Origin of the sequence: Terrisporobacter petrolearius (assembly GCF_020748185.1) — a bacterium.
GTDB lineage: Bacteria > Bacillota > Clostridia > Peptostreptococcales > Peptostreptococcaceae > Terrisporobacter > Terrisporobacter petrolearius.
This window is the reverse complement of sequence record NZ_JAHZMO010000023.1, coordinates 1-14,304: the sequence shown is the minus strand read 5'-3', so window position 1 is coordinate 14,304 and position 14,304 is coordinate 1. Positions and strand designations below refer to the sequence as shown.

General features: G+C 27.4%; 11 protein-coding genes. 4 read left to right on the top strand and 7 right to left on the bottom strand.

From position 1 onward, the window contains the following. Window positions 1-9: 9 nt before the first annotated feature. From miaA to K0040_RS12880, 4 genes are all read right to left on the bottom strand, one after another. Entirely contained in the window at window positions 10-951 is a 942-nt protein-coding gene (gene miaA / locus K0040_RS12895) for a tRNA (adenosine(37)-N6)-dimethylallyltransferase MiaA (RefSeq protein WP_228109189.1), read from the bottom strand. A gap of 12 nt (window positions 952-963) precedes the next feature. Then, the gene (mutL, locus tag K0040_RS12890; RefSeq protein WP_228109188.1) at window positions 964-2,943 is read right to left on the bottom strand and encodes a DNA mismatch repair endonuclease MutL; all 1,980 of its coding nucleotides are present in this window, start codon (window positions 2,941-2,943) and stop codon (window positions 964-966) included. Between the two features lie 60 nt (window positions 2,944-3,003). Continuing rightward, window positions 3,004-5,847, bottom strand: coding sequence for a DNA mismatch repair protein MutS (gene mutS / locus K0040_RS12885; RefSeq protein WP_228109187.1), 2,844 nt, complete (start codon window positions 5,845-5,847; stop codon window positions 3,004-3,006). Between the two features lie 500 nt (window positions 5,848-6,347). Next, window positions 6,348-7,619 (bottom strand): nickel pincer cofactor-dependent isomerase, group 22, encoded by a 1,272-nt coding sequence (locus tag K0040_RS12880; protein ID WP_228109186.1) that lies wholly within the window; start codon window positions 7,617-7,619, stop codon window positions 6,348-6,350. 123 nt (window positions 7,620-7,742) lie between these two features. Between K0040_RS12880 and K0040_RS12875 the strand changes: the two genes are divergently transcribed. Further along, window positions 7,743-8,354, top strand: coding sequence for an NUDIX hydrolase (locus tag K0040_RS12875; protein WP_148556744.1), 612 nt, complete (start codon window positions 7,743-7,745; stop codon window positions 8,352-8,354). Window positions 8,355-9,133: 779 nt separating this feature from the next. On the opposite strand, the gene miaB is transcribed toward K0040_RS12875, so the two are convergent. Further along, entirely contained in the window at window positions 9,134-10,570 is a 1,437-nt protein-coding gene (miaB, locus tag K0040_RS12870; protein ID WP_228109185.1) for a tRNA (N6-isopentenyl adenosine(37)-C2)-methylthiotransferase MiaB, read from the bottom strand. A gap of 126 nt (window positions 10,571-10,696) precedes the next feature. Then, window positions 10,697-11,158: a C-GCAxxG-C-C family (seleno)protein gene (locus tag K0040_RS12865; RefSeq protein ID WP_228109184.1), complete on the bottom strand. Its 462-nt coding sequence runs from the start codon at window positions 11,156-11,158 to the stop codon at window positions 10,697-10,699. A 107-nt stretch (window positions 11,159-11,265) separates the two neighbouring features. Between K0040_RS12865 and K0040_RS12860 the strand changes: the two genes are divergently transcribed. Next, window positions 11,266-11,922, top strand: coding sequence for a DUF421 domain-containing protein (locus K0040_RS12860; protein ID WP_228109183.1), 657 nt, complete (start codon window positions 11,266-11,268; stop codon window positions 11,920-11,922). An 11-nt stretch (window positions 11,923-11,933) separates the two neighbouring features. Beyond that, window positions 11,934-12,314 (top strand): DUF4363 family protein, encoded by a 381-nt coding sequence (locus tag K0040_RS12855; RefSeq protein WP_228109182.1) that lies wholly within the window; start codon window positions 11,934-11,936, stop codon window positions 12,312-12,314. Window positions 12,315-12,606: 292 nt separating this feature from the next. On the opposite strand, the gene uvsE is transcribed toward K0040_RS12855, so the two are convergent. Further along, a complete protein-coding gene (uvsE, locus tag K0040_RS12850) occupies window positions 12,607-13,566 on the bottom strand; it encodes a UV DNA damage repair endonuclease UvsE (protein ID WP_228109181.1) in 960 nt (319 codons plus the stop codon). Between the two features lie 191 nt (window positions 13,567-13,757). Between uvsE and K0040_RS12845 the strand changes: the two genes are divergently transcribed. Then, window positions 13,758-14,138 carry a DUF6483 family protein gene (locus tag K0040_RS12845; protein WP_074916532.1) on the top strand — a complete coding sequence of 127 codons (381 nt, stop codon included), beginning with the start codon at window positions 13,758-13,760 and terminating at the stop codon, window positions 14,136-14,138. Window positions 14,139-14,304: the final 166 nt, after the last annotated feature.

Here is a 14,304-nt window from a genome sequence, read left to right as displayed (position 1 = left end):
ATTATAATATTATACATTTTTAGTTATATTTTCAATAAAGTTCATAATATCTTCTTTAAGTAATTCCATATTGTCATACTTCTCTAAGTCAAACCACTCACTATCTTTATATCTTTTAAACCATGTTATTTGTCTTTTCGCATACCTTCTTGAATCTCTTTTAATTATTTCTACAGCTTCATCTAAAGTGTATTCACCTTCTAGATATCTTACTATTTCTTTATATCCTATTCCTTGCATAGAAATCAAGTTCTTATCATATCCCATACTTAGCAATTTTTTAACTTCTTCAATTAATCCTGATTCCATCATAATATCTACTCTTTTGTTTATTCTATTGTAAAGAATCTCTCTATCACGGTTTAGTACTATTATTATTGGCAAGTATTCTTCATTGTATCTTAAGTCATTGGAGAAGTCTTGCATTTTTTTCCCATCTAAACATACCTCTAAAGCTCTTATAACTCTTTTCGTGTTGTTTTTATGTATTCTAAAAGCAGCTTCACTGTCTAGCAATTTTAACTTGTCATGCATATAATTTATGCCTTTTTCCTTAAGTTCTTTTTCTAATTCTTCTCTTATTTTAGAATTACTATTAGACTTTGCAAAATCCATATTGTAAATTAATGAATTAAGGTATAAACCTGTGCCACCTGTTACTAACACGTTTTTACCTTTATTTGCTACTTCTTTTATATAATTATTTGCTCTATATTGAAACTCTGAAACAGAAAAAGGAAAATCTGGTTTAACTTCATCTATCATATAATGTGTTACACCATCCATTTCTTCTTTTGTAACTTTTGCACTTCCTATATCCATATATTCATATATTTGCATAGAATCAGCTGATATAATCTCTGCATTTAAGTCCTTTGCTAACTCTATTGATAAAGCCGTTTTACCAACGGCCGTAGGTCCCGTTAAGATGATAAGTGGTATTTTCTTCATAACAATCCTTTCTTACATAATTCTTTTAAACATTTTTTCTATTTCTTTTTTTGATATTTCAACTATGGTAGGTCTACCGTGAGGACACGTAAATGGATTTTCACATAATTCCATTTGAGACAAAAGTTTTTTCATTTCCATAGTATGAATCTTATCATTTGCTTTTATAGCTGCTCTACATGCCATTGAGGCAAATTTATCTCCTTTTAAGTCGTAACTATTTTTCAGATCCTCTATATTGTCAATGATTTGAAGAATAAATTTCTCACTTTCAGGGTTCCCAAAAATAGTAGGTACACCTCTTATCATAATGTGATTATTACCAAATAGCTCAATTTCAAAACCAAATTTTAAAAACAAGTCAAGATTTGATTCTACCTTCAACATATCTACATTTGATATTTCAACTACTATAGGATCTAATAACATTTGCATATCTATTTTGTGGTTTTTAAATTTTTTCATATATTCTTCATAAAGCACTTTTTCGTGAGCTGCATGTTGGTCTAATAAGTACATAGAATCATTTTTCTCAAGTACAATATAAGTGTTAAGTATACTTCCTACAACCCTAAAATCCGTAATGGAAAATCTATTTTCATTTTTTATAGGATTTTCTTCCTTAATTATTTCAACATCATTACTTTTATTATCCACATTACTCAAATATTCTAGTTCATCAAAAGTAAATGACTTACTAAGATCGATATTACCATCTATAAAATATTCGCCTTTTTTACTTTCTAAAGGTTGAAGCTTAATCTCTTCTTTATCAACACTATTTAAACTTTCCTTATGATCCTTTTTATTATTTTCTTTACTCAAAGCCTCTTCAAAAGACATAAATTTATTGTTATCATCTAGTATTTCTATTGGTGTAGTTTTATTTATTTTATTTGAAATTACAGTATTTGAAGTTTCTTCTTTTTTTGCTAAATAGTCGTCTTTACCTTCACTTATAATAGGTTTTCTATCATAGCTTTCATATTTACCAATTAAAGCAGTATTTAATAACTTTCTTTTTAATAAATCTCTAATTTCTATATATAAATCTTTGTCATTTTCAAACTTAATTTCCATTTTTGTAGGATGAATATTAACATCTATTTTTGTAGGATGAATATTAATATTTAAAAAACATACGCCATGTTTATTTATGGGTATAATGCTTTTGTATGATTCATTTATAGCATCTAATATTATTTTACTTTTTACAAATCTATTATTTATGTAAATATGTTGCAAGTTTTTATTTGAACGATAAATATTATTATTTCCTATATATCCTGAAAGACTGCAACATTCACCTTTTTCATCAATTTCAATTAAATTTTCAACTATCTCTTTACCATAGATACTTCTAATAACAGAAAGAAGCTTTCCATCTCCTGGAGTATTTAGCATTAACTTTCCATTGTTTATATATTTAAATTGTATATGTGTATTTCCTATGGCGAGCTTATTAATTAAATCACTTATATTTATAGTTTCTGCATGTGTAGATTTTAAGAACTTCTGTCTAACAGGAGTATTAAAGAATAAATCTTTTATAATAATAGTCGTTCCATTTTTTGTTCCCACAGGCTCTTTTAAAATTTCTTTTCCACCTTCTAAAATAACTTTTGTTCCAATGGGTTCTTCCTTGGTTTTTGTAATCATTTCCAAGCGAGACACTGAAGCTATGGAAGCTAAAGCTTCACCTCTAAAACCTAAAGAATATAAGTCGTATAAGTCATCTATTTCTTTTATTTTACTGGTAGCGTGTCTTAAAAATGATTTGTCTACTTCACTGGATAAAATTCCGCTACCATTATCTGTTATCCTTATTTGTTTTTTTCCTCCATCAGTTATATCTATAACTATTTGTGTAGAATTAGCATCTATGGAGTTTTCTATTAATTCTTTAGTAACAGAAGAAGGTCTTTCGACTACTTCTCCTGCTGCTATTTTATTTATGGTTATATCATCTAATATATTTATTTTCTTTGACATAATATCCCTCCAAAGAATTTGTTTTTCTGTGTCCTATTTCTTTAAGCCACTGCTTGAGCGCTACTTTTTTACTTTCTTTTGAAGATTGAAAAGTGCGTTCATGGCATCTAGTGGTGTCATACTTAATATGTCTAGATTTTTTATTTCCTCTGATATATCATCATCTTTAACTACATCAAAAGATATTTGGTCCACACTTACAGCTACTTCTTTATTTACTACATTATCCATGTTTTCTCTTTGTAGTCTTTCATATTCATTATTTAACTTTTCATAATCTTTTTTTAGCTTTTTATAAGTCTTATTTAAGTTTTCTTTTTCTAATTTCAAATGCTCATTTTCATTTTTTAAATTGCTATCTTCAAGTTTTTTTAGTTCTAATTCTAAGTTTGGTGCTGAATTTCCGCCACCCGAACATTCGTTCCTTGTGTCTAAATTAGCATCTTCCTTATTAGCTCCTCCATTTATGGCGTAGCCGTTGTATATATGATTTTTTTCTAAATCCTTTAAAATTTCTGATGATCTATTAATAACTTCATCTGGAAGCTTAGCAAGTTTAGCAACGTAAATACCATAACTTTTATCGGCTGCCTGATCTATGATTTTTCTAAGGAATATTATATTTTCTCCATCGTCTTTAACAGCAATAGAGTAGTTTTTTACTTCATCAAATTCATTTTCTAATTCAGTTAGTTCATGATAATGAGTTGCAAACAAAGTCTTACATTTAATATATTTTTCTATATATTCAACTATGGACCAAGCTAAACTTATACCATCATAAGTTGATGTACCCCTACCTATTTCATCTAGTATAACTAAACTTTTGTCTGTGGCATTTTTTAATATATGGGAAACTTCGCTCATTTCCACCATAAATGTCGATTGGCCTTGTGATAAGTCATCGCTGGCACCTACTCTAGTAAATATCCTATCGCAAATTGGAATATTAGCGTAATCAGCCGGTACAAATGAACCCATATGTGCCATTAAACAGATTATGGCTGTTTGTCTCATATATGTAGATTTACCAGACATATTAGGTCCTGTAATTATATTTATAATATTTTCGTTACTATTTAAATAAGTATCATTTGGAACAAAGTTTTCTTCTCCAACTATGTTTTCAATAACTGGATGACGTCCATTTTTTATATCCAGTTTATTATCATTATTAATGTTTGGTTTAACATAATTATTAATATGAGCCACTGTGGCAAATGAAGTAAATACATCTATATTACCTATGATTTTAGCCACATTTTGAATTCTATCAATGTTGCTATAAATAGTTTGTCTAATTTTTACAAAAATCTCATATTCTAATGCTTTTATTTTTTCCTCAGCATGTAAGATTTTATCTTCTATTTCTTTTAATTCTTCAGTTATAAATCTTTCTGCATTACTTAAAGTTTGTTTTCTTATATATCTACCTTCTAAATCTAAATTTGCAAGATTTACTTTAGTTATTTCTATATAGTAACCAAAAACTTTATTAAATCCTATTTTAAGAGATTTAACTCCTGTTTTTTCTCTCTCACGATTTTCTATATCTTTTATCATGAAAGCTCCATTTTTTGAAATATCTCTAAGTTCCTTTAATTCTTCGTTGTAAGAGGATTTTATTATATTTCCGTCCTTAATAGTAATACTAGGTTCTTCTATGATAGCTTCATGTATTAATTCATAAATGTCTTTTAAGTCTTCCATATTATATATATATTTTTTTATAGTATCTCCATCACAAGAGTTTATTCTATCTCTTAAAAGCGGAAGCTTTTCTATGGAATTCTTTAAGTTAATCATTTCTTTTGGGGTTACTTTTTCAAAGGCAATTTTTCCACAAATTCTTTCTATGTCGTAGACATTTTTTAAAATATCTATTAAGTCTTCTCTTAATGAAAAATCTTCTTTTATTTCCTCAATAACATCTAGTCTTTCATCTATTTTATTTTTATTAACTAAAGGTTCCTCCACATACTTTCTAAGAAGTCTACCTCCCATGGCAGTTGACGTTTTATCTAATACATGTAGTAGTGATCCTTTTTTCTTAGAACCTCTAATTGTTTGAGTTAACTCAAGATTTATTCTAGTAAACATATCAAGAACCATATATTCCATAGGATTATATATATTTATTACATTTATATTTGATGTTATTTGTTTTTGAGTATTATATATATAATTAAGTAGTATGCATAAGCTAGTTTTTATTAAATTCTCATTATCAAACCTTAAAGTTTTCAGATAATCTTCACTGAAGTATTCACTTAATATATTTGTATTTAAATAATTTTCATCAAAATTTTCATTTATATAAATATTACCCATTATAGCAATATTTTTTAAATTATTTTTGAAGCTTAAATCATTTAATATTATTTCCGAAGGACTAACCTTTGCTATTTCTTCAATAACTTTATCCTTTGCTATACAAGTTGCATTTGTTTCTCCCGTACTTATATCCACATAAGAAAGTCCTATTTTATCATTTACTTTATATAAAGACATAAGGTAGTTATTCTTCTTGTTTTCAAGTAAACTTCCTTCTAACACAGTCCCTGGTGTAACCACTTGAATTACTTCTCTTTTTACTATACCTTTTACGCTTTGAGGATCTTCCATTTGCTCTCCAATTGCAACTTTATATCCTGCTTCTACTAACTTTGATATATATGAAGCGGCAGCATGAAAGGGAATGCCACACATAGGTGCTCTCTCTTCTAAACCGCAAGATTTTCCTGTTAATGCTATTTCTAGTACTTTTGATGCCACGATAGCATCTTCAAAGAACATTTCGTAAAAATCCCCTAATCTGAAAAATAATATACAATCAGGATATTTATCCTTACATTCAAAATATTGTCTCATCATAGGAGTAAGTTTATTTCTGTCAATCTCCATATTTCTACCTCCTCATCTTTTGTTATTATATCATATAACACAATTTATATGTTATCTATAAAAACATATAATTTATTATAAATTTTTATGGAAGTTTTGAAAAAATATATATAGTTATTGCCATTTTAGTTGGATCTAAAAATTTTTAGAAATAGAAGATAATTTGTAAATATATTAACAAAAATAAATAGCTATTTATTTTTTATAAATAAATAGCTATTTGAATATGAATATTATTAATCTTAGAATATCATTTGATCTACGATGTAATGAAGTTAATATTAGACCTTATTTGTTACTCTTTAAAATTTTATTAAGAGATACACCTGCTGCTCCTGCGATTATAACAAATACTGTTGCCATAAATATCCAAGCCGTAGTAGTCATACTATCCACTCCTTTTTATTTTATTATATTACATCACGGATTAATATTTCCCAAATTAACAGCATCTTAACAGACTTTACAATAATTTAATATTTTAATATTCTTTTAACATTTTATATGATAAAATTACCATTCTCATCAAAATTTATTTCAAAATAACTTCCTTCAGTTTCAACCATTTTTTGTTCACTTATGCTTTCATAAGCCTCTTGGCTCATATAAATTTCATTTAAATTTTTAGTATTCTCTATTATAACTAACTTAATATTTTTGTAATTTAAAATACCGCAGGTTTTAGCGCAAGCTTTAAATACATATTTATCATTTTCTAAAACCATAGGAAGCTTAATACTATTTGGTTCTGTAGAAGTTATGGCATTTAAATATGTACTTTCAAACTCAATATTCTTGTAAAATTTTTTGCTTATAAAATCTGCCAAACCCATTCCATTGGCATTTCCATTTGAACTACTATTTAAACTTAGCACACCTATTTTTGTTATATTTGGACCTCCTGATGCAGCTTTAGTATGATATCTTCCTATAATATTTGTATCCATACCTGTACCACTTATATTTTTACCAATTTCTTTTACTATTAACACGTCTATATTATCCAAATATAATTTTCCCATTAGATCTTTTGATTTTTCTAATAATAATGGTTCTTTTGTAAGAATTTCATCCTTATTTAATATATTTATATTAGCTACATGGTCATAGGCATCTTCTACTGTGCTAACTCCAAATAATATATTTAGCTTAGATAGTGATACTTTAGCTGACTCTAAAATATTTTCAGCCATTTTTTCAAATCTTAAGGAATGAGTAATATCTGCTCCTTTTCTTTTTCCTAGTCCTATTGCAAGCATTTTAACAAGGCCGCTTTCATATTCCCCTCTAAAGGAAGTATGTGCTTTTATTCTGTTAACAAGTATTATACCATGGGCATCAAAAGCATTTTTATCTATATAAACAGGTAAGCCTTTGATTGTTTTTCCTATTTCCACAACTTCCATGGAAGACTTTATTTCACATCCCATATTTTCCTGCGTAATTCCTAGTTTTTCAAGAATATACTTTTGTCCTTTTGCATCGCCTCCACCATGACTCCCCATTGCTGGAACAATAAATGGAATGCCACCTTGGTCTTTTACAAAATCAACTATGGTTTTCATTATAATTTTATAATTACTAATTCCTCTACTTCCCCCAGTTATAGCTACAGTTTTTCCCTTTTTAATTTTGTTTTTAAAGTTTCCTTCACTTAATAATCTTTTTATTTCTTCTTCCACGTTATTTATACTTGTTTTATTAAATATTTGTTTTACTTTTATAACTTCAGGAAGTTTTATTTCTTCTAGTATGTTATTAATTTTATCCATCAAATCCCCCCATTAGCTCATCATTATTATTTTAGTATAACATAAATTTTTTTAATATCTTTAACTCTATAATGTTATTATAGTATTATATTAATAATATGTTTAATTTTAGGAGGCTTTATTTTGAAAGACATAATTGACAAATTTAATAATTATCAGCCCTATATAAATGGCTATAAAAATATGAATCGTGCTTCTGTATTAATACCTTTAGTAAAAGAAAATGGAAAATACTCTATTTTGTTTGAACTAAGATCAAGAAAAATGAGGCGTCAGCCTGGGGAAATTTCCTTCCCTGGAGGAAGAATTGAAAAAAATGAAACTCCAAAAGAGGCTTGTATAAGAGAAACTTGTGAAGAGATAGGAACAACTGAAGATAACATTAATATCATATCTCCTTTAGATATTTATGTATCACATGCAAATTTAATTATTCATCCTTATTTAGGTGAAATTAAAGACATAAAAAACTTAGATATTAATAAAGATGAAGTGGATCATATATTTTTAGTTCCCCTTGATTACTTAATAAATTACGATGCAAATATTTATACAAATGATGTAAAAGTAGTTCCAAATGAAAATTTTCCTTATGAAAAAATACCAAATAAAGAAAAATATGAGTTTGCCATAGGTGAATATCCTGTTTGGTTTTATGAATATAAGGATTATGTTATTTGGGGTATAACTGCTAGGATTTTAGAAAATTTTTTAAACTTTATAAAAAACAAATAAGGCCTCATAACTATATTGTGGGCCTTATTTTATAATTTGATATAGACATAAACTATCTAACCATCTTCCTTTATTTATTAATCTTATAACAACACAAATATAAGTTTTATCATTCATCACTGTAGCAGAAAATATACTTGTTCCAGCATCTAATGGACTTTCTGCTTTTAAACCTTAAACCTTAAAATAGCAATACTCACTATAGGGATTTATTAGCTCATTTGCATTTTCATATCTAACTTTATTACCATCCGAATATTTATCCTTTAATTTAACCCCGTCTAATAAAATTTGAATTTTTAACTCCAATTAGAACTGCCTTCTTATTAGTATGAAATTTGATATGTTTTCTTCAATTGGTAATTAACTAGCAGATATTTTTTTATTTGTTTATTTTACCAAGACGTAGGCTGCATTATTGCCGAAGGTAGTAATAGACCCTCTAGTAATTCCTTTATAGTTACTACATATCATCTTTTGAGTCAGACCTTAAGTCATCACTAAATACAAATTTAACCTAATCATCTAGATTCACTTTTTTATTGATGTTACAATAGTCTAACATGGTGAGAGCCATAATGGTTTTTACAGTACTAGCTGGTGCAATTTTTTCATAAAACCTTTTGATATATATTATATTTTTACCATCTGGATCAAGTGAGCAAGCATTTGTGACTTGAATATTATCTAACTATAAATTAAAATCATCCTAAAAATTATAATTAAAAGAAGCTTAATATAAAAAGGTGCAAAATTATTAAATTTTGCACCTTTTTATATTAAGCTTCTTCCCCAACTAATGAAAATGTTGTGGCTGAACTTATTTTTACGTTCATCAACTTTCCAACTAAGTTTTCTTCTGGATTTTTAACTGTGAAATTTACTAATTTATTTTGTCTAGTTCTTCCTGTAAATTTACTATCATCAGTTTTACTTTTTCCTTCTATTAAAACTTCAACTGTTTTGCCTACATATTCTTTGTTAAGACCTACTAGTATTTCATTTACTTTAGCTAAAACTTTATTAAATCTTTCATGTTTTACGTCTTCTGGAATTTGATCTTCCATTTTAGCTGCTGGAGTACCTTCTCTTTTAGAGTATATAAATGTGAATACATTGTCGTATTTAACCTTTTCAACCACATCTATAGTATCTAATAAATCTTCTTCAGTTTCTCCTGGGAATCCTATCATTAAATCAGTAGAAAAAGCAATTCCTGGTATTTCACTTTTAGCTTTTTCTATTATTCTTAAATAGTCTTCTTTAGTGTAGTGTCTGTTCATCTTTTTAAGAAGACCTGTACTACCACATTGTACTGGTAAATGTAAGAATTCACATACTTTATCACAATCTCTCATGGCATATATAACTTCATCAGATATGTCCTTTGGATGAGAAGTCATAAATCTTATTCTTTCTAATCCTTCTATTTCATTTGTCATTCTAAGTAACTGTGCAAATGTTATAGGCTCTTCTAAAGTTTTTCCATAAGAGTCAACATTTTGACCAAGTAGTGTTATTTCTTTAGTCCCATTTGCTGCCAATTCTTTTATTTCATTTATTATGTCTTCTGGGGTTCTAGATCTTTCTCTTCCTCTAGTGTATGGCACTATACAATAAGTACAGAAGTTATTACATCCATACATTATGTTTACAAAGGCTTTAAGCTCAAATTTTCTACTACTTCTAAGTCCTTCAACCACTTCTCCATCTACATCCCAAACATCTACTAGTGTAGTTTGACTATCCATAGTCTGAGTTAATAGTTCAGGAAATTTATATAAGTTGTGTGTACCAAAAACTAAATCTACATGTTTATATTTAGTTTTTATTTCTTTTACAACATGAGGTTGTTGCATCATACATCCACATACAGCAATTTTTAAATCAGGATTTTTTCTTTTAGCTAATTTTAAGTGACCTAAGTTACCATAAACTTTAAGTTCAGCGTTTTCTCTTACTGCACAAGTGTTATATATTATTAAATCACAATCAGAAGTCATTAAAGTAGCTTCGTAACCCATAGCCTCTAACATTCCTGCTAAATTTTCTGAGTCGTGTTCATTCATTTGACATCCAAAAGTTTGGATCATATATTTAGGTTTTCTTTTATTTATAGCAAAATATCTATTATTTTTTTCTCCTATTGCTTCAATAAATCTATTTTGCTCTTCTATCTTTTCCACAGGAACTTGAACTTGTTTTCTTTTTCCCATTTGTCTTCCTCCTTAGTAAATAATGCAAATTCAATTATACCATAATTTTTCTTAAATATACTAGTAAAAAGCACCAGGATATATATCCTAGTGCTTTATCCCTATTTTTTGACCAATTTACTATATTTAGTTTTCTATAATTTCTATTTCCAACTCTCTACACACAATTTCACATACTCTTTGTGTTGCCATAGCTACTATATTAGTGCATTTGCTTTTATGTCCATTGTTGTCTCTATCTAGTCCTTCTGTTATTTTCCCACAACATTGATATCCTGCAAACTCAACAAATGCATCACTAAATTCCTTTGTTAAATCAAAACATTTATTTATTTTAGGATCATTTGGATTCCTTCTTCCAAAAAAATACCCAAGGCACATTGTACCTCCAGCCAGAACTCCACAAATACAATATGCTCTTCCAAGTCCCCAAGGAAATCCTGATGACATGGCAATTACATCATCAGGTAAATCTAGGTTAAAATTTTTTCTAATAGCATAAATTACAGATTCTGAGCATGCAAAACCATTATTAAATATATGTTTTGCATCCTCAACAGTATTTTTTATATTAATACTTTCTACCATTTTATCCCCCTCTTAATACATACTTTTATTCTATATACCTAAATTATACATAAAGGATTAAATTTTACAAATAATAAGTTATTATATTGTGGAAGAAGGGAGAAAATATGTTAGTTGTATTTATTAGAAGTATAATACTATATATTGCCGTTTTAGTTTCGCTAAGAATTATGGGTAAAGGTGAAATAGCTGAAATGAATTGTTTTGATTTAGTAATAACTTTACTAATAGCAGAAGTAGCCTCAACTCCTATGGAAAACAACGATATTCCCATGCTTTATGGAATAGCTGCTCTAACAGGTTTAGTTTTTATGCAAACTTTAATCTCTATTTTAGGACTTAAATCAAAATTTATTGGGAGATTAGTATCAGGTAAACCTTCTATACTAATTAATAAAGGTAAAATAGATTATAGTGCACTAAAAAAAGAAAAGATAACTATTAACGAACTATTAGAACAACTTCGTGTACAAGGATATTTTAATATTAAATATGTTCAGTATGCCATATTAGAAACTGATGGTAATTTGAGCGTTGTTCCAACAACAACTTATAATACTACTCCAAGTCGAGAGTATAATCATCTACCCATATCATTGATACATGATGGTAAAACTCTTAAAAGTAATTTAAAGCTAATTAATAAAGATGATGAATGGCTATTAAATATTCTTAAATCTCATCATATTAATGATGTTAAAGATGTTCTTATTTGTGTATTAGATGAATATGACAAAATATTTATTCAAAAAAAATATGAGTGAGGTGTATTTTTATGAAATCCTCTTATTTTGTACTTGCATGGACAATATTGTTCATCATATTAGGATTATTTAATCATGAGAAAATCAATGAGTTTTCTTCAAATTATATAGATCAAGTCAATGTAATAGAAGAAAAAATAAAAGAAGATAAATGGGAACAAGCGTTATATATTTTAAAAGATACTAAAATGAATTTAGATGAAGAAAAAAGTGTATGGTATAAACTAGTAAATCATGGTTATTTTAATGAAATATTTGCATCGCTAGAAGTTCTTAATCAAAGTATATGTCTAGAGGAAAAAATGATAAGTCTTCAAGAAATCGAAAAAATAAAAATGGTTCTAGAAAACCTAATGGAAGATGAGTGTTGTAATCTTAATCGAATTTTTTAAATACATACAATTTTTAAGGAAACTTTAAGTTATTCGTAGTGAATATAAAAATTTTAAATTTAAGTATTGCCATCTTACACTATAAGCACTTTAAGCTAATAATTTTAAGTAACGGAGTTATCCGAAGCGAAAGCAAGGATATCTCGTTGACGCTATGAGCGTAGCGAATTTTAGCTTTTAAAACAAATTATATAAAACACTATCTACAAAAATAACGAGTTTCTTTATAGGTAGTGTTTTACGATTTTGTTATTAATAATATATTTATATTATATCCTACTAGGAAATAATATCATATTTCTATTGTGCTATTATCTATAAACTTGCAGTGATAATTAATTTTTTTCAAATCATTCATCAATTTAAATAAGGCTTGATCTTTCTTTTTAGCCTCTATCATAACATCAAAATCTCTATTTACATTTTCTTTTGCTAAATCTAAAAAACTACAAAAATCATTAGCATCTATATAATCCGCGTGTTTTCTATCTAGTTCTCCTTCTTTTGGGGTAGAAAAATGAATTTTAGGTGGCAGACTTTCACTATCCCATGTAGAAAATATATGAGGAAGTAAATGTGCCATACTTTCTTTATTATTATTGCAATTATGATGATGTATATCTACTACCATAGGTGCATTAATTTCCTCACAAATTTCAAGCACGTCTTTAGCAGTAAATACTTTATCATCATTTTCTAAAATCAAACGCTCTCTTACTCTTTTGGGAAAAGCTTTATAGTTTGAAATAAATCTATGTATACTCTCATCTTTTCCTCCAGCTGAACTTCCTGTATGAATTACTAATTTTCCAGCATCATACTTCATAAGTTCAAATAAATCCACTGCGTGATTAAGATTTCTTATGGTGTCTTGTACCACATTATCTTTAACACTATTTATCACATTAAATTGATCTGGATGGGCATCTAATCTCATGTTTGATGATTTAATTATATTTCCTATTGTCCTTAATTCTTTGCTAAAATACTTTTCATAATCCCAGCTTACTTCTGGGTGTGTAGATAAAGGTATTAATTTTGAAGTTAATCTATAAAAATGTATATTGTTTTCAATATTGTATTTTAATATGGTCTCCAAATCATCTATATTAGAAAATGTTACTCTTTTTAGTTTTCTAAGCTTTTCATCTTCACATTTTAATTTATTATAGTTAGCAAAGGTCACTGTGCTTGAAGATGTAATATTTTTCAGATTTAATGCAATTGCCACATAACCTAATCTAATTCTCATAATTCTCTCCTCAAAAATTTGTTTACTTATATTTTTTTCACTATAGACAGATAGTATTCAAATATTTACTTTAATAATTTTTCCTAAAGGAGTATAATATTTTATAAAATAGCGTGAATTTTATTATTATGATACAATTTTATTTAAAATGATAATAATAATATTTATATATAAAAATAGGAGTGAAATGTATGGAACTTGAAAAGGATTATATTTTAAGAATGGTAAAAGATTTAGTTAAATCCATTGCTCATATTGTGCTTGGTAAAAGTGAGATGGAATACGAACTACCAGAAAACGACGAATATTCTAGAATAGATTATTTATATGTGAGGTTATTAGAACTTGTAAATCAAGGAAAGATAAATGACGCTGAAGATATGTTATTCGATGAAATAAATACTTCTGATATGAAACAATTTGAAATGGCAATGTCATTTTATTTGTATCTTAATGATTTTGGCGATGATTATTTAGAGTCAAATGATTATTCTAGAGACGAAATTTCTGAAGGAATAAAATCTATTTGTAAAGAATACGGAGTGTCCTCTATGGTAGAGTTTTTATTCTAAGTTACAAAATAACCATATATAATTTTCTTTATAAAAAGTGTGTGTGAAAAAAACTCTGTAAATAACAAAATTCAACAGCTTTCTATGATAATATTTAATTATTATAGGAGGCTGTTTTATTATGGGAAAAAGAAAACAAAAGCTTAGCGAAGGAAAAAGAAATATC

Bases quoted from the DNA above. Each gene is read 5' to 3' on its own strand.
- mutS (WP_228109187.1), bottom strand. From the start codon at position 5,847: ATGGAGATTGACAGAAATAAACTTACTCCTATGATGAGACAATATTTT.
- miaA (WP_228109189.1), bottom strand. From the start codon at position 951: ATGAAGAAAATACCACTTATCATCTTAACGGGACCTACGGCCGTTGGT.
- K0040_RS12860 (WP_228109183.1), top strand. From the start codon at position 11,266: ATGTTAGTTGTATTTATTAGAAGTATAATACTATATATTGCCGTTTTA.
- K0040_RS12855 (WP_228109182.1), top strand. From the start codon at position 11,934: ATGAAATCCTCTTATTTTGTACTTGCATGGACAATATTGTTCATCATA.
- miaB (WP_228109185.1), bottom strand. From the start codon at position 10,570: ATGGGAAAAAGAAAACAAGTTCAAGTTCCTGTGGAAAAGATAGAAGAG.
- uvsE (WP_228109181.1), bottom strand. From the start codon at position 13,566: ATGAGAATTAGATTAGGTTATGTGGCAATTGCATTAAATCTGAAAAAT.
- mutL (WP_228109188.1), bottom strand. From the start codon at position 2,943: ATGTCAAAGAAAATAAATATATTAGATGATATAACCATAAATAAAATA.
- K0040_RS12845 (WP_074916532.1), top strand. From the start codon at position 13,758: ATGGAACTTGAAAAGGATTATATTTTAAGAATGGTAAAAGATTTAGTT.
- K0040_RS12880 (WP_228109186.1), bottom strand. From the start codon at position 7,619: ATGGATAAAATTAATAACATACTAGAAGAAATAAAACTTCCTGAAGTT.
- K0040_RS12865 (WP_228109184.1), bottom strand. From the start codon at position 11,158: ATGGTAGAAAGTATTAATATAAAAAATACTGTTGAGGATGCAAAACAT.